Here is a 20,742-nt window from a genome sequence, read left to right as displayed (position 1 = left end):
CCTCTCCACGCTCAGAGTAGTCGTACGGTCTGACATCGGCGCCGGTGGGCAGCGCGTTGGCCTCGGGGAACATATCGCTTCCCCGAGGCCCCAGACTGCCGAATGAGTGATCAGCCCCGCGCCGCCGCGATCTGCCGCGACATGATCGTCGTCAGCTCGTACGCGGTGTGCGAGGCGGCGACGGCGGTGATCTCCGCGTGGTCGTACGCCGGGGCGACCTCGACGACGTCGGCGGAGACCAGGTTGCACGAGGCCAGCCCGCGCAGGATCTCCAGGAGTTCGCGGGAGGTCATGCCGCCCGCCTCGGGCGTGCCGGTGCCGGGCGCGTGGGCCGGGTCCAGGACGTCGATGTCGATGGAGATGTAGAGGGGGCGGTCGCCGATGCGCTGGCGGAGCTGGTCGGCGACCTCGTCGGCGCCCCGGCGGTAGACGTCCGCGGAGGTGACGATGCCGAAGCCCATCTTCTCGTCCTCGGTGAGGTCCTTCTTGCCGTAGAGCGGGCCGCGGGTGCCGACGTGGGAGAGGGCGGAGGTGTCGAGGATGCCCTCCTCGACGGCGCGGCGGAAGGGGGTGCCGTGGGTGTACTCGGCGCCGAAGTAGGTGTCCCAGGTGTCCAGGTGGGCGTCGAAGTGCAGCAGCGCGACCGGGCCGTGCTGCTTGGCGACCGAGCGGAGCAGCGGGAGGGCGATGGTGTGGTCACCGCCGAGGGTCATCAGACGGGCGCCGGTGCCGAGCAGGTCGTCGGCCGCCGCCTCGACCGTCTCGACGGCCTCGTTGATGTTGAAGGGGTTGGCGGCGATGTCGCCGGCGTCCGCGACCTGGGCGAGCGCGAAGGGGGACGCGTCCTGGGCCGGGTTGTAGGGGCGCAGCAGACGGGACGCCTCGCGGATGGCGTTGCCGCCGAAGCGGGCGCCGGGGCGGTAGGAGACGCCGGAGTCGAAGGGGACGCCCACGACGGCCACATCGGCCCGGGAGACCTCGTCGAGGCGGGGCAGGCGGGCGAAGGTCGCGGGTCCCGCGTAACGCGGGATGCGGGAGGAGTCGACGGGGCCCACGGGCTCGTTCGATGCGCTGGCTGCGGTGGTCATGAGGGTGAGGGTAGGGAGCGGAACGGGAACGACCCATGGACATTTATGGCGGGCGGGCCGGTGGCGTTGGACGTTTTGGCCAGCAGCGGCGACGGGCGGGCCGGTGTCCGGCGTACGGAACTCCCCGGCCCCGGGCGAAGGGGACGGGCACAATGGCGCTATGCCGATAGCCGCTGAAGCCACCGCCCCCTCGCGCGCCGAGCTCGTCGATCATCTGGTGCGCACCCGGATCGCCGGTGATGTCGCCACCCCCCGCGAGAACAATCTCGACCACTACCGCAAGCTCGCCAACGGTGACCGCCACTACTGGCTGGGGCTGGAGCTGGGCGAGCGGTGGACGGACGAGCAGGATGTGCTCGCCGTGATGGCGGAGCGGTGCGGGGTGAACGACGACCCGCACCACCGGCAGGGGCAGGACACCATCGACCCCGAGCTGACGGTGGACGCGCTGGACCGGGCGGCGGCGGTGCTGCGCAAGGCGGCGGCCGGCGGGCAGCGGGTGCTGTTCGCGACCGGGCACCCGGGCGGTCTGCTGGATGTGCACCGGGCCACCGCCCAGGCGCTGCGCGCCCAGGGCTGCGACATCGTGGCCGTGCCGGGGGTGCTGGCCGTGGACGAGGGGCTGGTCGTCCAGTTCGCGGACGTGGCGGTGCTGGAACGCGGTGCGAGCCTGTGGCACACCCACTCCCCCGCGCCGATGGCGGTGATCCTGGACCAGCTGGAGCGGGACGGCCTGCCGCTGCCCGACCTGGTCATGGCGGACCACGGCTGGGCGGGCTGCGCGGGCCAGCGCGGTATCGAGGCCATCGGCTTCGCCGACTGCAACGATCCGGCGCTGTTCCTGGGAGAGGCCGAGGGCACGCTCCGGGTGACGATCCCGCTGGACGACCACGTGCTGACCCCGCGCTACTACGACCCGCTGACCGCGTACCTGCTGAACGCCGCAGGGCTGGCCTGACGGCCGTGCCGCCCCGGTCCCGCCCGCGACGTCCCGTTCGCGAGCGGGACGGGACGCTGCGGGGAGCCGCTACTCCCGCGGGACCCGGATCACGCCCTCCTGGATCACCGACACGGCCAGCTGCCCGTCCGCCGTGAAGATCCGGCCCTTGCCCAGGCCCCGGCCGCCCTGGGCGGTGGGGGACTCCTGGTCGTACAGGAGCCACTCGTCGGCGCGCAACGGCCGGTGGAACCACATCGCGTGGTCCAGGCTCGCGCCGACGACGTCGCCGACCGCCCAGCCGCCCCGGCCGTGTGCGAGCAGCACCGAGTCCAGCAGGGTCATGTCGGACACGTAGGTGACCAGGCAGATGTCCAGGAGCGGGCGGTCGATGGGCGCCGGGGCGTCCAGGGAGCCGGTGGTGCGGAACCACACCTGGGAGCGCGGCTCGCGCGGCTCTCCGACCGTGCCGAACGGCGGCTCGTCCACATACCGCAGATCGACCGCCGCCCGCGCCTCCAGCAGCCGCTCGGTGACGCCCGGCGCCACGAACCGGTCCGCGTAGCGCGGCAGCATCTCCGCCGCCGTGGGCAGCGTCAGCGGATCGGGCGCCTTCGGCATCGGCTCCTGGTGCTCCAGGCCCTCCTCGTGGATCTGGAAGGAGGCCGAGAGGTGGAAGATCGGCTGACCGTGCTGGACGGCCACGACCCGGCGGGTGGTGAAGGAGCGCCCGTCGCGGATGCGGTCGACGGTGTAGACGATCGGCGCGCCGGGGTCGCCGGGACGCAGGAAGTAGGCGTGCAGGGAGTGCGGCGGGCGGTCGGCGGGGACCGTGCGCCCGGCCGCGACCAGCGCCTGGGCGGCGACCTGGCCGCCGAAGACGCGGGGCACGACCGCCGCGCGGCTCTGGCCGCGGAAGATGTCCTGCTCGATCCGCTCCAGGGCGAGCAGATCGAGCAGGGACCGGAGTGCGTCGTTCACGTACGTATCGTTCGTCGCGCCGGACGGCCTACAGGCCCATGGACTTGGCGATGATCGACTTCATGACCTCGCTGGTGCCGCCGTAGATGCGGTTGACGCGGTTGTCGGCGTACAGACGGGCGATCGGGTACTCGTTCATGTAGCCGTAACCGCCGTGCAGCTGGAGGCACTTGTCGATGACGCGGTGGGCGACCTCGGTGCAGAACAGCTTGGCGGAGGCGGCTTCGGCCGGGGTCAGCTCGCCGGCGTCCAGGGCCTCGAGCGCGCGGTCGGCGACGGCGCCGGCGGCGTCCACCTCGGCCTGGCAGGCGGCCAGTTCGAACTTGGTGTTCTGGAAGGAGGCGACGGGCTTGCCGAAGACGGTGCGCTCCTGGACGTACTCCTTGGCGAACCGGACGGCGGCCTTGGCCTGCGCGTAGGCGCCGAAGGCGATGCCCCAGCGCTCGGAGGCGAGGTTCTGGCCGAGGTAGGCAAAGCCCTTGTTCTCCTCGCCGAGCAGGTCCTCGACCGGGACCTTGACGTCGACGAAGGCCAGCTCGGCGGTGTCGGAGACCTTCAGGCCGAGCTTGTCCAGCTTGCGGCCGACGGAGTAGCCCTCGGACTTGGTGTCCACGGCGAGGAGCGAGATGCCGAAGCGGCGGTCGTCCTCGCGGGGGGCGGCGGTGCGGGCGCAGACGATGACGCGGTCGGCGTGCACGCCGCCGGTGATGAAGGTCTTGGCGCCGTTGAGGACGTAGTGCGTGCCGTCGTCCGACAGCTTCGCGGTGGTCTTCATGCCCGCGACGTCGGAGCCGGTGCCCGGCTCGGTCATCGCGAGCGCCCACATCTCCTCGGCGCTGACGAACTTCGGCAGGTAGCGCTTCTTCTGGTCCTCGGTGGCGAGCAGGTGGATGTACGGCAGGCCGAGCAGCACATGCACGCCGGAGCCGCCGAAGGAGACGCCCGCGCGGGCGGTCTCCTCGTACATCACGGCCTCGAACTTGTGCGAGTCGATGCCCGCACCGCCGTACTCCTCGGCGACCCGGATCCCGAAGATGCCCAGCTCGGCGAGCTTGTAGTAGAAGTCGCGCGGGGTCTGGCCGGCGGCGAACCACTCGTCGTGGACGGGGACGACCTCGGCCTCGATGAACGCGCGTATGGTCTCGCGGAACGCTTCGTGATCTTCGTTGAACACCGTACGGCGCATTGCTACGTCGCCTCCTTGACCGCCACCACTGGCTAAGCGCTTGCTCAGTTCCTGTACCCGGCGAAAGCTACCGGCCGGTCACCGGAACTGTCCAGAGGCCGGGGTCGACGGACGACCACCCCCTGCGCCCCGCCGGCTACACCCCGACGGGCCCCGCCGGCTCCGCGGCGGCCACCGCCCCGAACGCCCCCAGCGCGAGCCGGTGCAGCAGCTGGGCCATCTCCGTACGACCCGGGAGCGCGCCGGGGCGGCCCAGGTGCGGAGTGGAGTTGAGCAGGCCGAACACGGCGTGCACCGCGGCGCGGGCCTGGGACTCGGAGGGGCCGGGGTGGACCTGGCGGACGACCGCCACCCACAGCTCGACGTACTGCCGCTGGAGCTGGCGGACCCGCTTGCGGTCGGCCTCCCGCAGCCGGTCCAGCTCACGGTCGTGCACCGTGATCAGCGGCCGGTCGTCCAGCGCGAAGTCGATATGGCCGTCGATCAGCGCGTCCAGCACCGCCTCGGGGCTCTCGCCGCCCTCCGCGACCCGCATCCGACCGCCTTCCAGCAGCCGCTCACTGATCCCGACCAGCAGCTCGGCGAGCATCGCATCCTTGCCCGCGAAGTGGCGGTAGAGACCCGGGCCGGAGATGCCCACGGCGGCCCCTATCTCGTCCACCCCGACGCCGTGGAAGCCGCGCTCCGCGAAGAGCCGGGCCGCCTCCTTGAGGATCTGCTCGCGGCGGCTGGTCGCGGCGGGCGCATGCGCATTACTCATACGGCCAATTGTAGACAGCCGGGTTAGTGCTCGTTAACCTGGGAGAAATGAAGTTAACGGCCATTAACTCAAGCGGCCGGACCGGGCGAACGACCGGACCGGACGACGGGCAAGGGGGCTCGTAGAGATGGAGCAGGCACCGGTGCTGGGGAGTGTCGCCGATCCGGCGTCCGACTCCTGGCGGGCCAATGAGGCCGCGCACCGCGAGCTGGCCGACCAGCTGCGCGAGAAGCTCACGGCAGCCCGGCTGGGCGGCGGCGAGAAGGCCAGGGCGCGGCACACCGCGCGCGGCAAACTGTTGCCCCGCGAGCGGGTGGACGCCCTGCTGGACCCCGGCTCGCCGTTCCTGGAGCTGGCGCCGCTGGCCGCCGACGGGATGTACGGCGGGGCCGCTCCGGCGGCCGGCGTGATCTCCGGCATCGGGCGGGTCTCCGGCCGCGAGACGGTGATCGTCGCCAACGACGCCACCGTCAAGGGCGGCACGTACTACCCGATGACGGTCAAGAAGCATCTGCGGGCGCAGGAGATCGCCCTGGAGAACCGCCTCCCCTGCCTGTACCTCGTGGACTCCGGCGGCGCCTTCCTGCCCATGCAGGACGAGGTCTTCCCGGACCGCGAGCACTTCGGGCGGATCTTCTACAACCAGGCGCGGATGTCCGGGGCGGGCATCCCGCAGATCGCCGCCGTGCTCGGCTCGTGCACGGCCGGCGGCGCCTACGTCCCGGCGATGAGCGACGAGGCGGTGATCGTCCGCGACCAGGGCACGATCTTCCTGGGCGGGCCGCCGCTGGTGAAGGCCGCCACCGGCGAGGTCGTCACCGCCGAGGAGCTGGGCGGCGGCGAGGTGCACGCCCGGACCTCGGGGGTCACCGACCACCTCGCCGAGGACGACGCCCACGCGCTGCGCATCGTCCGCACCATCGTCTCCACCCTGGGCGAGCGCGGCCCGCTCCCCTGGGCGGTGCGGACCGTCGAGGAGCCCAAGCTCGACCCGGCGGGCCTCTACGGCGCGGTGCCCGCCGACTCCCGTACGCCCTACGACGTCCGCGAGGTGATCGGTCGGATCGTCGACGGCTCCCGCTTCGCGGAGTTCAAGGCCGAGTACGGCACGACCCTGGTCACCGGCTTCGCGCACGTCCACGGCCACCCGGTCGGCATCGTCGCCAACAACGGCATCCTGTTCTCCGAATCCGCCCAGAAGGGCGCCCACTTCATCGAGCTGTGCGACCAGCGCGGCATTCCGCTGCTGTTCCTCCAGAACATCTCCGGCTTCATGGTGGGCCGCTCCTACGAGGCGGGCGGTATCGCCAAGCACGGCGCGAAGATGGTGACGGCGGTGGCCTGCACCCGCGTGCCCAAGCTGACGGTCGTCATCGGCGGCTCCTACGGGGCGGGCAACTACTCCATGTGCGGCCGGGCCTACTCCCCCCGCTTCCTGTGGATGTGGCCGAACGCCAAGATCTCGGTGATGGGCGGCGAACAGGCCGCCTCGGTCCTCGCCACCGTCAAGCGCGACCAGTTGGAGGCGCGCGGCGAGGAGTGGAGCGCCGAGGACGAGGACGCCTTCAAGGCGCCGGTGCGCGAGCAGTACGAGACGCAGGGCAACGCCTATTACGCGACCGCGCGGCTGTGGGACGACGGCGTCATCGACCCCCTGGAGACCCGCCAGGTGCTCGGTCTGGCCCTGACCGCCTGCGCCAACGCGCCGCTGCCCGCCCGCGACAGCGCGGCGCCCGGCTACGGCGTCTTCCGGATGTGATCTCCATGAGAGGGATGGCTACGTCAATGTTCGACACGGTCCTGGTCGCCAACCGCGGCGAGATCGCCGTCCGCGTCATCCGCACGCTGCGCACCCTCGGCATCCGCTCGGTCGCCGTCTTCAGCGACGCGGACGCCGACGCCCGGCATGTGCACGAGGCCGACACGGCGGTACGGATCGGCCCCGCACCGGCCGCCGAGAGCTATCTGTCCGCCGAGCGCCTGCTGGCGGCGGCGGCCCGGACCGGCGCGCAGGCCGTGCACCCCGGCTACGGCTTCCTCGCCGAGAACGCCCGCTTCGCCCGCGCGTGCACCGATGCCGGGCTGGTCTTCATCGGCCCGTCCGCCGAGGCCATCGACCTGATGGGCGACAAGATCCGGGCCAAGGAGACGGTCCGGGCGGCCGGGGTCCCGGTGGTGCCCGGCTCCTCCGGCAGCGGCCTGGACGACGGTCAACTCGCAGCCGCCGCACGGGAGATCGGCATGCCGGTGCTCCTCAAGCCGTCCGCGGGCGGCGGCGGCAAGGGCATGCGGCTGGTCCGCGAGGAGGCGCTGCTGGCCGACGAGATCGCCGCCGCCCGGCGCGAGGCCCGCGGCTCCTTCGGCGACGACACGCTCCTGGTCGAGCGCTGGATCGACCGGCCGCGGCACATCGAGATCCAGGTGCTGGCGGACGGCCACGGCAACGTCGTCCACCTGGGCGAGCGCGAGTGCTCCCTCCAGCGGCGCCACCAGAAGGTCATCGAGGAGGCCCCGTCGGTCCTGCTGGACGAGGCCACCCGCGCCGCCATGGGCGAGGCGGCCGTCCAGGCGGCCCGCTCGTGCGGCTACCGGGGCGCGGGCACCGTCGAGTTCATCGTCCCGGGCAAGGACCCGGCCTCGTACTTCTTCATGGAGATGAACACCCGCCTCCAGGTGGAGCACCCGGTCACCGAGCTGGTGACCGGCCTGGATCTGGTCGAGTGGCAGCTGCGGGTCGCGGCCGGTGAGCATCTCCCCTACGCCCAGGAGGACATCAGCCTCACCGGACACGCCGTCGAGGCCCGGATCTGCGCCGAGGACCCGTCCCGGGACTTCCTGCCGACCGGCGGCACGATCCTGGAGCTGCGGGAGCCGCAGGGCGGGGGAACGCGCACCGACTCCGGCCTGTCGCAGGGCACCGAGGTCGGCAGCCTCTACGACCCGATGCTCTCCAAGGTCATCGCGTACGGCCCGGACCGCCCGACCGCCCTGCGCACCCTGCGCGCCGCGCTGGCCTCGACGGTCACCCTCGGCGTGACCACCAACGCCGGCTTCCTCCGCCGGCTGCTGGCCCATCCGGACGTGGTCTCCGGCGAGCTGGACACCGGGCTGGTGGAGCGCGAGACGGCTTCCCTGGTGGACGTCGGGGTGCCGGACGAGGTCTATGCGGCGGCTGCCGCGGTCCGGCAGGCCGCGCTGGAACCGGCGGTGGCCGACGGCGCCTGGCGTGACCCGTTCGCCGCGCCCACCGGCTTCCGGCTCGGCGGCGAGCCCGCCCCGACCCGGCACTGGCTGCGGGTCCCGGGCCACGACCCGGTGGCGTACGACGTGCAGCCGGGCGAAGCCGGCGGATCCGTGGGCCCCGGTGTCGTACGGGTGACCGTGGACGGCGTGCTGCACACCTTCCACCGCGCCGGTCGATGGCTCGGCAGGGACGGCGACTCCTGGCACGTCCAGGATCACGACCCGGTGGCGGCGACGCTGCGCGGAGCCGCCGGGGCACACGGCGTGGACGCGCTGACCGCCCCGATGCCCGGCACGGTCACCGTGGTGAAGGTGGCCGTGGGCGACGAGGTCGCGGCCGGCCAGGGCCTGCTGGTGGTGGAGGCCATGAAGATGGAACACGTCATCGCCGCCCCGCACGCCGGCACCGTCACCGAACTGGACGTCACCGCGGGCGCCACCGTCGCCATGGACCAGGTCCTGGCCGTCGTCGAACCCCACGAGGACGCCGGGAGCACCGGACAGACCGCGACCGCACCCGACGGCGAGCAGGAGAGCGCATCATGACCGCAGCCGGCACAGCCACCTCCCGGCTGCCGATGGAGGTCCCCTCGGAGGGGCTGCCCACCCGCGTGACGATCCATGAGGTCGGCGCCCGCGACGGCCTGCAGAACGAACAGGGCGTCGTCCCCACGGAGATCAAGGCCGAATTCGTCCACCGCCTGGCCGACGCCGGGCTGCCGCTGGTCGAGGCCACCAGCTTCGTGCACCCCAAGTGGGTGCCCCAGCTCGCCGACGCGGAGGACCTCTTCCCGCTGCTCGGCGACCTCGACCCGCACCGGCTGCCGGTGCTGGTGCCCAACGAACGCGGCCTGGACCGGGCGCTGGCCCTGGGCGCCCGCCGGATCGCGGTGTTCGCCAGCGCCACCGAGTCGTTCGCCAAGGCCAACCTCAACCGCACGGTCGAGCAGGCGCTGGCGATGTTCGCGCCGGTCATCGCGCGGGCCCGGGACGCCGGAGTGCACGTCCGCGGCTATCTGTCGATGTGCTTCGGCGACCCCTGGGAGGGCGCGGTCCCCCTCGCCCAGGTCGTCCGGGTCTGCCGCGAGCTGGTCGACATGGGCTGCGACGACCTGAGCCTGGGCGACACCATCGGCACCGCCACCCCCGGCCACGTCCAGCACCTGCTCGCCGCCCTGAACGAAGCGGGCGTGCCCACCTCGCGGCTGGGTGTCCACTTCCACGACACCTACGGGCAGGCGCTCGCCAACACCTTCGCCGCGCTCCAGCACGGCGTCACCACCGTCGACGCCTCGGCGGGCGGCCTGGGCGGCTGCCCGTACGCCAAGAGCGCCACCGGCAACCTCGCCACCGAGGACCTCGTGTGGATGCTGCACGGCCTCGGCATCGAGACCGGCGTCGACCTCGGCCGGCTGACCGCCACCAGCGCCTGGATGGCCGAGGTCCTGGGCCGTCCCAGCCCGTCCCGCACCGTACGCGCCCTCTCCCACAAGGAGTGACCCCCATGTCCCTGGACCACCGCCTCCCCGCCGAGCTGGAAGAACTCCGGCGCACGGTCGAGGCGTTCGCGCACGACGTCGTCGCCCCCAAGATCGGCGACTACTACGAGCGCCACGAGTTCCCTTACGAAATCGTGGCGCAGATGGGCGAGATGGGCCTGTTCGGCCTGCCGTTCCCGGAGGAGTACGGCGGGATGGGCGGCGACTATCTGGCCCTGGGAATCGCCCTGGAGGAGCTGGCCCGGGTCGACTCCTCGGTGGCCATCACCCTGGAGGCGGGCGTCTCACTGGGCGCCATGCCGATCCACCGCTTCGGTACGGAGGAGCAGAAGCGCACGTGGCTGCCCAAGCTGTGCAGCGGCGAGATGCTCGGCGCCTTCGGTCTGACCGAGCCGGACGGCGGCTCGGACGCCGGCGCCACCCGGACGACGGCGGTGCGGGACGGCGACAGCTGGGTGATCAACGGCAGCAAGTGCTTCATCACCAACTCCGGCACGGACATCACCGGCCTGGTCACCGTCACGGCGGTGACCGGCCGCAAGGACGACGGCGGCCCGCTGATCTCCTCCATCATCGTGCCCGCCGGCACCCCCGGCTTCACCGTCGGCGCCCCGTACTCCAAGGTCGGCTGGAGCGCCTCGGACACCCGCGAGCTGTCCTTCGCGGACGTCCGGGTCCCGGCCGCCAACCTGCTGGGTGAGGAGGGCCGCGGCTACGCCCAGTTCCTGCGCATCCTCGACGAGGGCCGGATCGCCATCGCGGCGCTCGCCACCGGCCTGGCGCAGGGCTGCGTGGACGAGTCGGTGCGCTACGCCGGGGAGCGGACGGCGTTCGGCCGCCCGATCGGCACCAACCAGGCCATCCAGTTCAAGCTCGCCGACATGGAGATGCGCGCCCACACCTCCCGGCTGGCCTGGCGCGATGCGGCCTCCCGCCTGGTGCACGGCGAACCGTTCAAGAAGGAGGCCGCGCTCGCCAAGCTGTACTCCTCCGAGATCGCGGTGGACAACGCCCGCGAGGCCACCCAGATCCACGGCGGCTACGGCTTCATGAACGAGTACCCGGTCGCGCGGATGTGGCGGGACGCGAAGATCCTGGAGATCGGCGAGGGCACGAGCGAGGTCCAGCGGATGCTGATCGCCCGGGAGCTGGGCGTCGGGGCCTAGGAAGCACAGGGCCCGACGTGCCGGCCGGCACGTCGGGCCCCAGCGGCTCAGCGCGCGGGCCAGGGCACCTCCGGCGAGCGGTAGTAGTGGATCCCCAGGGCGTCCCAGCGGGGTCCCTGTGCCGCCAGCCGCTCGCGGTAGGAGGACCAGTCGTGCGTCCCGGCGGGCGACCAGCCCAGCTCCGCGATACCCGGCAGCCGCGGGAACGCCATGTACTCGATGTGCGCGGACGTGGACAGGGTCTCGGACCACAGCGGCGCCTCGACGCCCACGACCGCGTCGGCGGGCGCGCCCTGGAGGTAGCTGCCCGGGTCCCAGTCGTAGGACCGCCGCACCCCCACATAGCCCGCCCAGTGCAGCCCCAGCGGCGTGTCCTTGTCGTACTGCATGTCGAGGTAGGCGCGGTCGGCGGGCGAGAGGATCAGGCCGGTGCCGTTGGCGGCGGCGTCGGCGACCTGCTTGCGCTCGGCCGCGGAGGTGGCGTCGTAGCCCCAGTACTGCGCGACGGCGCCCTTCGCCGGGTGGGCGCCGGTCAGCTGGTGCCAGCCGATGACGGTCTTGCCGTACTTGGCGACCACCGGCTGCGCCTTGTCCATGAAGGCCGTGTAGTCCTCATGGCTGGTGGAGTGTGCCTCGTCGCCGCCGATGTGGAGGTACCGGCCGGGGGTGAGCGCCGCGATCTCGCGGATGACGTCGTCGATGAAGTCGTACGTCACCTTCTTCGGCACGCACAGCGAGCTGAAGCCGACATTGGTGCCGGTGTAGAGCGGCGGCGCCTGGCCGTTGCAGTTGAGCTCGGCGTAGGACGCCAGGGCGGCGTTGGTGTGGCCGGGCATGTCGATCTCGGGGACGACGGTCAGATAGCGGCTCGCGGCGTACCGCAGGATCTCGCGGTAGTCGTCCTTCGTGTAGTGGCCGCCCTTGCCGCCGCCGACCTGGGTGGAGCCGCCGTAGGTGGCGAGCTTCGGCCAGGAGTCGACGGCGATCCGCCAGCCCTGGTCGTCGGAGAGGTGCAGGTGGAGCCTGTTGATCTTGTACATCGCCAGCTGGTCGATGTAGCGCTTGACCTGGTCGACGGTGAAGAAGTGCCGGGAGACGTCGAGCATCGCGCCGCGGTAGCCGTACCGCGGGGAGTCGGCGATGGTGCCGCCCGCGATCCGCCACGGCCCGGGCTGCCCGGTGCGCTTCTCCAGGTCCGCGGGCAGCAGCTGGCGCAGCGTCTGGACGCCGTGGAAGAGGCCGGCGGGCCGCCCGGCGCTGATGGTCACCGTGCGGGCGCCGACGGTGAGCCGGTAGCCCTCCGCGCCCAGCCCGCCGGCCCCGGGGCCGCCGAGCCGCAGGACGATGCCGTCCCGGCCGTCCTTGGTGGTGACCGGCAGGCGGTATCCGGTGGCCGGGCGCAGCAGGCCGGCCAGCTGGTCGGCGATCCGCCCGGCCTCCGCCGATCCGCCGGGCACCCGGATCCGGGTGCCCTCGCCGAGGGTGTAGGCGTCCCCGCCGGGCCGCACGGAGGCGGGTGCCGGCACGACCCGGTCCAGGGGTACGGGGGCGGCGGCCGGCGGGGACGGTGCGGCGCCGGTCCCCATTCCGGCGGCGGCGACCAGCAGCAGCGAAAACAGAAGTCTGCGTCGTCTCATCGACGGTCCCTTCGGCGAACCTCGTGCACGGCATGTGAGGTCGATGTGCCGTGTCTGGCATGTCCTGCATGGCATGGAGCGACCGAACGGTGACCATGCGTACCGTGAGCCTCGTACGCGGTCAAGGTTCAGACCACTTTCCGGGCGCCATCTCAGGGACCTGCCCGAAATCGGGCAGATTTCTTGCGAATCCCGGCGCCGCCACGCAGTATCAACGGGTGCCCGATCATCGTCCGTCCCACGAGGACCTCGTCGACCACCTGATCCGCAGCACGCCGCTCCAACGCGGCGAGGCGACGCGGGTGGTCCTGGACGTGCTCGCGTACTTCGACGAGACCACCGAGGGGTTCGTCCGCCGCAGACACCGCGAGCTGCAGTCCCAGGGGCTGCGGAACGAGGCGATCTTCGAGCGGATCTCGCACGAGCTGCCGCACCGCGCCGTGACCCCGCCACCGCTCTCGATACGCCAGCTGCGCCGCGTCGTCTACGGCTGATCCGCCCACCCGGGCGGCCGGGCACACCCGGAACCGATCAAGAAACACCAGTACGTCCGTCACCACGAACGAACTCGTCACCACGATGCACCCGGAGGTCACTGTATGTGCGGGATTGTCGGCTATATCGGCAAGCGCGATGTTGCTCCGCTGCTCCTCGAGGGCCTGCAGCGCCTGGAGTACCGCGGCTACGACTCGGCGGGCATCGCCATCCACGCCGGCGGCTCCGGCAAGGCCGCAGGCGGCCTGAAGACCGCCAAGGCCAAGGGCCGGGTGCGTGAGCTGGAGGCCCGACTGCCGAAGCGGTTCGCGGGCACCACCGGCATCGCCCACACCCGCTGGGCCACGCACGGCGCGCCCACCGACGCGAACGCGCACCCGCACCTCGACGCCGGGAGCAAGGTCGCGGTCGTCCACAACGGCATCATCGACAACGCCGCCGACCTGCGCGCCCGACTGACCGCGGAGGGCGTCGACTTCGCCTCCGAGACCGACACCGAGGTCCTCGCCCACCTGATCGGCCGCTCGGCGGCCGAGACGCTGGAGGAGAAGGTCCGCGAGGCGCTGCGGCACATCGAGGGCACGTACGGCATCGCCGTGCTGCACGCCGACTTCACCGACCGCATCGTCGTCGCCCGCAACGGCTCCCCGGTCGTGCTGGGCATCGGCGAGCACGAGATGTTCGTCTCCTCCGACGTCGCCGCGCTGGTCTCGCACACCCGCCAGGTCGTCACCCTGGACGACGGCGAGATGGCCACCCTCAAGGCCGACGACTACCGCACGTACACCACCGAGGGCTCCCGTACGACGGCGACGCCGGAGACCGTCGAGTACGCGGCCGAGTCCTACGACTTGGGCGGCCACGACACGTACATGCACAAGGAGATCTCCGAGCAGGCGGACGCGGTGGACCGCGCGCTGCGCGGGCGGATCGACGACCGGTTCTCCACCGTGCACCTCGGCGGCCTCAACCTCGACGCCCGCGAGGCACGCGGCGTGCGCCGGGTGAAGATCCTCGGCTGCGGCACCTCGTACCACGCGGGCCAGATCGGCGCCCAGATGATCGAGGAGCTGGCCCGCATCCCCTCGGACGCCGAGCCGGCCTCCGAATTCCGCTACCGCAACCCGGTCGTGGACCCCGACACCCTGTACGTCGCCGTCTCCCAGTCCGGTGAGACCTACGACGTGCTGGCGGCCGTCCAGGAGCTCAAGCGCAAGGGCGCGCGGGTGCTGGGTCTGGTGAACGTCGTCGGTTCGGCGATCGCCCGGGAGACCGACGGCGGCATCTACGTGCACGCCGGCCCCGAGGTCTGTGTGGTCTCCACCAAGTGCTTCACCAACATGGTGGTCTCCTTCGCCCTGCTCGCCCTGCACCTCGGCCGCATCCGTGACCTGTCCGTCGCGGACGGCAAGCGGATCATCGAGGGCCTGCGCAAGCTGCCCGGCCAGATCGACGAGATCCTCAAGGGCGAGGACGAGATCAAGAAGCTGTCGACCCGGTACGCGGACGCCAAGTCGATGATGTTCATCGGCCGGGTGCGCGGCTACCCGGTGGCGCGCGAGGCCTCCCTGAAGCTCAAGGAGGTCTCCTACATCCACGCCGAGGCGTACCCGGCCTCGGAGCTCAAGCACGGCCCGCTGGCGCTCATCGAGCCCGCGATGCCGACCGTCGCGATCGTGCCGGACGACGACCTGCTGGAGAAGAACCGTGCCGCGCTGGAGGAGATCAAGGCCCGCAGCGGCCGCATCCTCGCCGTCGCCCACCAGGAGCAGGAGAAGGCCGACCACACCATCGTCGTCCCCAAGAACGAGCCCGAACTGGACCCCATCCTGATGGGCATCCCGCTCCAACTCCTCGCCTACCACACGGCCCTGGCCCTGGGCCGGGACATCGACAAGCCCAGGAACCTGGCCAAGTCGGTCACGGTGGAGTAGCCACCGGCCGCACCCGCTCCGGGACCGGCGGCGGGTCCGCGCGTGCCACCATACGCACGGAACCGCCGCCTCCCCTGGGCCGGCGTCGCCCGTACGCCGGCCGGATGCCGCCGCCCCGGAGACCGTCACCTCCCGGTGGGCGGCACGCCGCTGACGCGTGCGCGGCCCCCCGGATCCCGCGAGGAGCGCCGCGGACACGTGCCGGTGTTCTACCCCTCACCGGGGGACGACCCACCTCCGCACGCGGAGGGACGGGCGGACTACCCACAATCCCCATGACGCCCCCTCAACTGTGGACGGGGCGAGGAGAACTGATCACGCGCCGGGGCCGGAGCCGGGCGGGGTCAGGGGATGACGATGACCGGGCGCTGCGCGCGGCGCGCGAGCCGACCCGCCACCGATCCGAAGATCCGGCCGACGAGGCCGTGCGTCGAGCCGACCACGATGGCGTCGGCCTCGTACTCCCGGCCGACCTCCTCCAGCTCGTGGCAGATGTCCCCGCCGCGCTCGACGAGGATCCAGGGCACCTCGGTGAGATGGTCGGCGCAGGCGAGCTCCAGGCCCAGCACCTCGGTGCGGTGATCGGGGACGTCCACGAACACCGGGGGCTCGCAGCCGGCCCACACGGTCGTCGGCAGCCGGTTGGCCACATGGACGATGATCAACCCGGAGCCGAAGCGCCGGGTCATACCGATTGCATACGCCAACGCGCGTTCGCTCGACATGGAGCCGTCGAAGCCGACCACCACGCCGTGCTGGAAGGCGGGGTCGCAGGAGTGGCGTGTCTCTTCCGCCGCTTCCAGGTCCGCCGTCGGATCGGCGACCTGCTTGCGGTCCGCGGGTTCGGGGAATTCGTGACCGGCCATTGGTGTCTCGGCGAGAACGTCCTCTTGCGGAGGGGCGGACGGGGAACGGCGATTGACTTGATCCGGCAGTTGACTGAGCTGGCTCGATCGCGGAGCGGGAGCCATAGTTCAAAGAGAAACAATACGACTGGGAATCATCTTCCCAACCCGATACCCCAAGAGTACGGCGCCACTCCTCCGCTGCCCAGACTCCACCGTGGGACGCGGAGCGCCCGCCGGGCGGATCAGGGCCTCGAACGTTCCCCGGAGCATGCCGGAGCGTGGCGCGGATGGCAATGCCCCGGCCTGCCCCCGTACGTACCCATCGCGGTGACCCGTGATCGTCGGCGGCGTTGTAGTAGCTGCCCGCCGGAAGGGAGCCCGCGATGCCCGCGCCGTCCAAGAGATCACCCGACTCAGTGAGCGATGTGGTGCGCTGGGGCGCGTTCGGTTGCGCCCTGGTGCCCTTCGTTCTGATCGTCAGCGGTACCCCGGTCGCCGGTGCGGCCGGCGCGGCCGCCGGTCTCGCCGCGGTGACCTGCGCCTGCCGCGCACTGCTGCGGCAATCCGAACGGAGCGCGGCCCGGGTCCGGGTGCGCGAGGCCGGACGGCATCGGGACAGAACGGGACATATGGGGGCGGGAGCGCAAGGGGGCGGGCAGTACTGGGAGCGGCGCACGCCGGTCGATTGAGGCACTCGCAAGTCTGCGCACGCACGTTTTCAGCCAACTTGCAGCCGGGATCCGACCCCCGCCCCGACCACCCTCCAACCCGGGCTTGAGCAGGGCGGAAAGGACCGCTGGGCACGGTTGTGCCCTACTGCGAACGGGCAGAGCCGAGACGCGTACTTCCCATGCAGGGCCGACGAGTGGAACGCTTCGTGATCGAATGCTTCGCGCCAAGTTGCCATATCGACATACCAGTGGGTGGTGAACTTGGCCATCCATCCTCACGGGACACAGTAGATTCGATCTTGGTAGTGACGGCGGGGGAACTGTGCAGGACCGAGAGGGCGAGACGACCGAGGGGGGCTTAAGTGCCATGAGCCAGGACTCCGCTGCCGTACCAGACGCCGCACGCAAGCTCGCCGCCCGACGACGCCGCGAAATAGTCGCGGTGCTCCTCTTCAGCGGCGGCCCCATTTTCGAGAGCTCCATTCCGCTCTCGGTCTTCGGCATCGACCGACAGGATGCCGGCGTTCCGAGGTACCGACTGCTTGTGTGCGCGGGCGAAGATGCGCCTTTGCGCACCACCGGGGGGGCTCGAACTTTCCGCCCCCTACGGGCTGGAGGCGATCTCCCGTGCCGGGACGGTCGTCGTACCGGCCTGGCGCTCCATCACCCAGGCCCCGCCGCCCGCCGCGCTCGACGCGCTGCGTCGCGCGCACGAAGAAGGGGCCAGGATCGTCGGGTTGTGCACGGGGGCGTTCGTCCTCGCCGCGGCCGGACTGCTCGACGGCCGTCCGGCCACGACCCATTGGATGTACGCGCCGACGCTCGCCAAGCGTTATCCGTCCGTCCATGTCGACCCCCGTGAGCTCTTCGTCGACGACGGCGACGTGCTCACCTCCGCGGGGACGGCGGCCGGCATCGACCTGTGCCTGCACATCGTGCGGACCGACCACGGCGCGGACGCCGCCAACGCACTCGCCCGACGGCTGGTCGTACCGCCGCGCCGCACCGCCTCGGAGATGGGGCACCAGCGCTACCTCGACAGGTCATTACCTGAGGAGATCGGCGCCGACCCGCTGGCCGAGGTCGTCGCCTGGGCGCTGGAGCACCTCCACGAGCAGTTCGACGTGGAGACGCTCGCCGCGCGCGCTTACATGAGCCGGCGCACCTTCGACCGGCGCTTCCGTTCGCTGACCGGCAGCGCGCCGCTGCAGTGGCTGATCACCCAGCGGGTGCTGCAGGCCCAGCGGCTGCTGGAGACCTCCGACTATTCGGTGGACGAGGTCGCCGGGCGCTGCGGCTTCCGCTCGCCGGTCGCGCTGCGCGGCCACTTCCGGCGGCAGCTGGGCGCCTCGCCCGCGGCCTACCGCGCGGCCTACCGCGCGCGGCGGCCGCAGAGCGGCGCACCCGAGCCCGCGCTGCGGCCGGAGCGGGCCGAGCGGCCGCCGATGGGGTCGGGGGGTGCGGAACGCTTCTCGCCCGCGGTGGCCGGTCACGGCCCGGCGGCGCTGGCCGCCGTGGAACCGGGCGAGAACGGGAAACCGCAGTCGGACGCGTTCGCCGCCCGGCTGCCGGAGGTCCCCGTCGCACGCGGCGCGGGCCGCCCCGTGCTGCCCGGCCAGCGGGAGCGCCCCGTAGGGTGAGGCGCATGAACGATCGCATGGTGTGGATCGACTGCGAGATGACCGGGCTCTCGCTGGCGAACGACGCACTCATCGAGGTGGCCGCACTGGTCACCGACTCGGAGCTGAACGTGCTGGGCGACGGGGTGGATGTGGTGATCCGCCCCCCGGCCGAGGCACTGACCACCATGCCGGAGGTGGTGCGCACCATGCACACCGACTCCGGGCTGCTGGAGGAGCTCGACGGCGGCACGACGCTCGAGGACGCCGAGGCGCAGGTGCTGGCGTACATCAAGCAGCATGTGCCGGAGCCGGGGAAGGCCCCGCTGTGCGGGAACTCCGTCGGCACCGACCGGGGCTTCCTGCTGCGCGACATGCCGACGCTGGAAAGCTATCTGCACTACCGGATCGTCGACGTCTCGTCCGTGAAGGAGCTGGCCCGGCGCTGGTATCCGCGGGCCTACTTCAACAGTCCGGACAAGAGCGGCAATCACCGTGCGCTGGCCGACATCCGCGAATCCATCGCGGAGTTGCGGTACTACCGGGAGGCGGTCTTCGTGCCCCATCCGGGCCCGGACTCGGACACCGCGAAGACGATCGCGGCGAAGCACGTCGTGCCCGCCCCTGGGCGGTCCACTCCGTCGTGACACGGCTCGCTCCCGGGCGCGCAGAACCCGGGAGCGAGCACCCCTCAAGACCCTGTACACTTTTCCTCAGCCGGTGGGGAAAAAGAACCACACAGCACCGGTCATGGTGGGTATAGCTCAGCCGGTAGAGCACCTGGTTGTGGTCCAGGATGTCGCGGGTTCAAGTCCCGTTACTCACCCCACTGTCAAGGCCCCCGACCTCAGGTCGGGGGCCTTGCGTGTTGTGTACGGGCTCTCAGTACCCGCTCTCAGTACCCGACGGTGAAGCGCTCGCCGATGTGGCGGGGCCGCTCGATCTCGTCGACCAGGGCGACGGCGTAGTCCTCGGTGGAGATGCGGCTGGCGCCCGCGGCGTCGGCGACCAGGTCCTCGGTGGCGGTGCGGTACCCGCCGGTGCGCTCACCGGGCTCGATGGTGGCGGCCGGGCTGAGATTGGTCCAGCGGACGTCGGAGACGGTGCGGTAGTGGTCGAGCGCGTCGCCGTGCGCGTGCATGATCTGCAGCAGGAACTCGGGGAGCCCCTCGGCGTCCCAGACCTGCTTGCCGTCGGGGGTGCGCAGGGAGCCGGCGCCGCCGACGGTGATCAGGCGGGGCGCCCGGTCGCCGAGCGTGCGCAGACCGGCGACGAGGGACTTCGCGGCGGGCTCGATGGTGGCCAGGTGGCCCGGGCCGTCGCCGCCGCCGACGGCGCTGATCACCACGTCCCGGCCCTTCGCCGCGGCGGTGACGGACGCCGGGTCGAGGACGTCACCGGTGGTCACGGTCAGCCGGGGGTGCGTCGTGGTGATCTTCGCGGGGTCGCGGACGACCGCGGTGACGTGGTGACCGCGGCTCAGGGCCTCGTTCAGGATGCGGCTGCCGATGGTGCCGTTGGCCCCGAAGAGAGCGATCTCGGTGGACAAGGGGGTCTCCCAGCTGTGGTTGCGTCCGGTGTGACGGACTTCCTTTTTCCGTCAGCGGTTGCGCCGACGTCTTCTACGCTAGGAGCAGTAGCGGCGCATTTCGGGGTAGCGAGGGGACCAGGCATGGTCAGAAACCGACAGATGCGGCAGGAGGACGATCAAGCCGTCACGGAGATCCGGGAGGTGGCGTTCGCCGCGCCGGCCGGGCGGCCCTCGGGGGTGGAGGTGCTGACCCTGGCCGAGCTGCGCGAGCGCGCGGACGCGTGCCGGCTGTCGACGCCGCACCGTCCCGGCTTCCACCATCTGCTGCTCGTGGAGCGCGGCCGGCTGGTGCACAGCGTCGACTTCCGCGAGCACGTCCTGGCCCCCGGCGATCTGCTGTGGTCGCGCCCCGGACAGGTGCAGCACTTCGGCGACCTGACCGGGGCGGAGGGGCGGCTGGTGCTCTTCGAGGCCGGTTTCCTGGCCCCGGGCACCGCGGCGGCGGCCCGGGCCGAGGACTGGTACGGGCCCGCCGTCCGCCGCCCCGAGGGCGCCGCGGCGCGGGCTCTGGACGCCGCGCTGCGCGCACTGCACCAGGAATTCGGCGAACTGGGCGGGCTGCCACTGGAGGTGCACGTCGAGGTGCTGCGCCATCTGCTGGCGGTGCTGGTGCTGCGGGCAGCCCATCCGGGCGGGGCCGTGGCCGGTGCGGACGGGACCTGTGAGGCGAGCGAGACATATCTGCGGTTCCGGGACGCGGTGGAGCGGGACTTCACCCGCAGCCGCCGGGTCGCCGACTACGCCCGGTCGCTCGGGTATGCGCCGCGTACCCTCTCCCGGGCCACCGAGGCCGGGGCCGGGATCGGTGCGAAGGAGTTCATCGACCGCCGGGTGGTGCTGGAGGCCAAGCGGCTGCTGGCGCACGGCGACCAGCCGGCGGCACGGATCGCGGACCGGCTGGGCTTCGCCGACGCCACCAACTTCAGCAAGTTCTTCCAGCGGCGGGCCGGGACGACGCCGATCGCGTTCCGGGCGGCCGTACGGGGCGGGGCGGGCGCGGTGTGAGGCGGCGGGGCGCAGCGGGTGGGGGGAGGCCCGCCGCGCCCCGCACGGGGACGGTGGTCCGGGACGGCTGGTGACCGGACCG

The 20,742-nt window shown here is 71.9% G+C and carries 18 protein-coding genes and 1 tRNA gene; 12 read left to right on the top strand and 7 right to left on the bottom strand.

What is annotated here, in order from left to right; genetic code table 11:
* Positions 1-110 precede the first annotated feature (110 nt).
* Positions 111-1,088 (bottom strand): agmatinase, encoded by a 978-nt coding sequence (gene speB, locus ACGFML_RS10365; protein ID WP_393542042.1) that lies wholly within the window; start codon positions 1,086-1,088, stop codon positions 111-113.
* Positions 1,089-1,248: 160 nt separating this feature from the next.
* Here speB and ACGFML_RS10360 point away from each other — a divergent pair, with 160 nt between their 5' ends.
* Complete coding sequence (locus ACGFML_RS10360; RefSeq protein ID WP_393542040.1) at positions 1,249-2,046, top strand: phosphatase; 798 nt, start codon at positions 1,249-1,251, stop codon at positions 2,044-2,046.
* Between the two features lie 69 nt (positions 2,047-2,115).
* On the opposite strand, the gene ACGFML_RS10355 is transcribed toward ACGFML_RS10360, so the two are convergent.
* From ACGFML_RS10355 to ACGFML_RS10345, 3 genes are all read right to left on the bottom strand, one after another.
* Positions 2,116-3,006 carry an acyl-CoA thioesterase gene (locus tag ACGFML_RS10355; protein WP_393542038.1) on the bottom strand — a complete coding sequence of 297 codons (891 nt, stop codon included), beginning with the start codon at positions 3,004-3,006 and terminating at the stop codon, positions 2,116-2,118.
* A 28-nt stretch (positions 3,007-3,034) separates the two neighbouring features.
* Positions 3,035-4,192 carry an acyl-CoA dehydrogenase family protein gene (locus ACGFML_RS10350; RefSeq protein ID WP_393542036.1) on the bottom strand — a complete coding sequence of 386 codons (1,158 nt, stop codon included), beginning with the start codon at positions 4,190-4,192 and terminating at the stop codon, positions 3,035-3,037.
* Positions 4,193-4,328: 136 nt separating this feature from the next.
* Positions 4,329-4,952, bottom strand: coding sequence for a TetR/AcrR family transcriptional regulator (locus ACGFML_RS10345; protein WP_393542034.1), 624 nt, complete (start codon positions 4,950-4,952; stop codon positions 4,329-4,331).
* Between the two features lie 127 nt (positions 4,953-5,079).
* Here ACGFML_RS10345 and ACGFML_RS10340 point away from each other — a divergent pair, with 127 nt between their 5' ends.
* From ACGFML_RS10340 to ACGFML_RS10325, 4 genes are read left to right on the top strand one after another with little or no spacing between them, the layout of a single operon-like run.
* Positions 5,080-6,711: a carboxyl transferase domain-containing protein gene (locus ACGFML_RS10340; RefSeq protein WP_393542032.1), complete on the top strand. Its 1,632-nt coding sequence runs from the start codon at positions 5,080-5,082 to the stop codon at positions 6,709-6,711.
* Positions 6,712-6,725: 14 nt separating this feature from the next.
* Positions 6,726-8,741, top strand: a complete 2,016-nt coding sequence (locus tag ACGFML_RS10335; RefSeq protein ID WP_393542030.1) for a biotin carboxylase N-terminal domain-containing protein — start codon at positions 6,726-6,728, stop codon at positions 8,739-8,741.
* Positions 8,738-9,694, top strand: a complete 957-nt coding sequence (locus ACGFML_RS10330; RefSeq protein WP_393542028.1) for a hydroxymethylglutaryl-CoA lyase — start codon at positions 8,738-8,740, stop codon at positions 9,692-9,694. The genes ACGFML_RS10335 and ACGFML_RS10330 overlap by 4 nt, the downstream gene beginning before the upstream one ends.
* 5 nt (positions 9,695-9,699) lie before the next feature.
* Positions 9,700-10,860: an acyl-CoA dehydrogenase family protein gene (locus tag ACGFML_RS10325; protein ID WP_393542026.1), complete on the top strand. Its 1,161-nt coding sequence runs from the start codon at positions 9,700-9,702 to the stop codon at positions 10,858-10,860.
* 47 nt (positions 10,861-10,907) lie between these two features.
* On the opposite strand, the gene ACGFML_RS10320 is transcribed toward ACGFML_RS10325, so the two are convergent.
* Positions 10,908-12,497, bottom strand: coding sequence for a beta-N-acetylhexosaminidase (locus ACGFML_RS10320; protein ID WP_393542024.1), 1,590 nt, complete (start codon positions 12,495-12,497; stop codon positions 10,908-10,910).
* 218 nt (positions 12,498-12,715) lie between these two features.
* Here ACGFML_RS10320 and ACGFML_RS10315 point away from each other — a divergent pair, with 218 nt between their 5' ends.
* Positions 12,716-12,991, top strand: a complete 276-nt coding sequence (locus ACGFML_RS10315; protein ID WP_393542022.1) for a hypothetical protein — start codon at positions 12,716-12,718, stop codon at positions 12,989-12,991.
* A gap of 105 nt (positions 12,992-13,096) precedes the next feature.
* Entirely contained in the window at positions 13,097-14,926 is a 1,830-nt protein-coding gene (gene glmS, locus ACGFML_RS10310) for a glutamine--fructose-6-phosphate transaminase (isomerizing) (protein ID WP_393542020.1), read from the top strand.
* 344 nt (positions 14,927-15,270) lie between these two features.
* On the opposite strand, the gene ACGFML_RS10305 is transcribed toward glmS, so the two are convergent.
* A complete protein-coding gene (locus tag ACGFML_RS10305; RefSeq protein WP_393542018.1) occupies positions 15,271-15,792 on the bottom strand; it encodes a universal stress protein in 522 nt (173 codons plus the stop codon).
* 365 nt (positions 15,793-16,157) lie between these two features.
* Here ACGFML_RS10305 and ACGFML_RS10300 point away from each other — a divergent pair, with 365 nt between their 5' ends.
* The 4 genes from ACGFML_RS10300 to ACGFML_RS10285 all read left to right on the top strand — a co-directional run bounded on the left by ACGFML_RS10300 (position 16,158) and on the right by ACGFML_RS10285 (position 18,893).
* Entirely contained in the window at positions 16,158-16,463 is a 306-nt protein-coding gene (locus ACGFML_RS10300; RefSeq protein ID WP_393542016.1) for a hypothetical protein, read from the top strand.
* Between the two features lie 542 nt (positions 16,464-17,005).
* Positions 17,006-18,085: a GlxA family transcriptional regulator gene (locus ACGFML_RS10295; RefSeq protein ID WP_393542014.1), complete on the top strand. Its 1,080-nt coding sequence runs from the start codon at positions 17,006-17,008 to the stop codon at positions 18,083-18,085.
* Between the two features lie 5 nt (positions 18,086-18,090).
* A complete protein-coding gene (gene orn, locus ACGFML_RS10290) occupies positions 18,091-18,711 on the top strand; it encodes an oligoribonuclease (protein WP_393542012.1) in 621 nt (206 codons plus the stop codon).
* Positions 18,712-18,817: 106 nt separating this feature from the next.
* Positions 18,818-18,893, top strand: a tRNA-His gene (locus tag ACGFML_RS10285).
* Between the two features lie 66 nt (positions 18,894-18,959).
* Here ACGFML_RS10285 and ACGFML_RS10280 read toward each other — a convergent pair.
* Positions 18,960-19,613: an NAD(P)-dependent oxidoreductase gene (locus tag ACGFML_RS10280; protein WP_393542010.1), complete on the bottom strand. Its 654-nt coding sequence runs from the start codon at positions 19,611-19,613 to the stop codon at positions 18,960-18,962.
* 123 nt (positions 19,614-19,736) lie between these two features.
* Between ACGFML_RS10280 and ACGFML_RS10275 the strand changes: the two genes are divergently transcribed.
* A complete protein-coding gene (locus ACGFML_RS10275; RefSeq protein WP_393542008.1) occupies positions 19,737-20,660 on the top strand; it encodes a helix-turn-helix domain-containing protein in 924 nt (307 codons plus the stop codon).
* Positions 20,661-20,742 lie beyond the last annotated feature (82 nt).

This window comes from Streptomyces sp. NPDC048650 (assembly GCF_043199095.1).
Taxonomy (GTDB): domain Bacteria; phylum Actinomycetota; class Actinomycetes; order Streptomycetales; family Streptomycetaceae; genus Streptomyces.
This window is presented reverse-complemented; position numbering and strand designations above follow the sequence as displayed.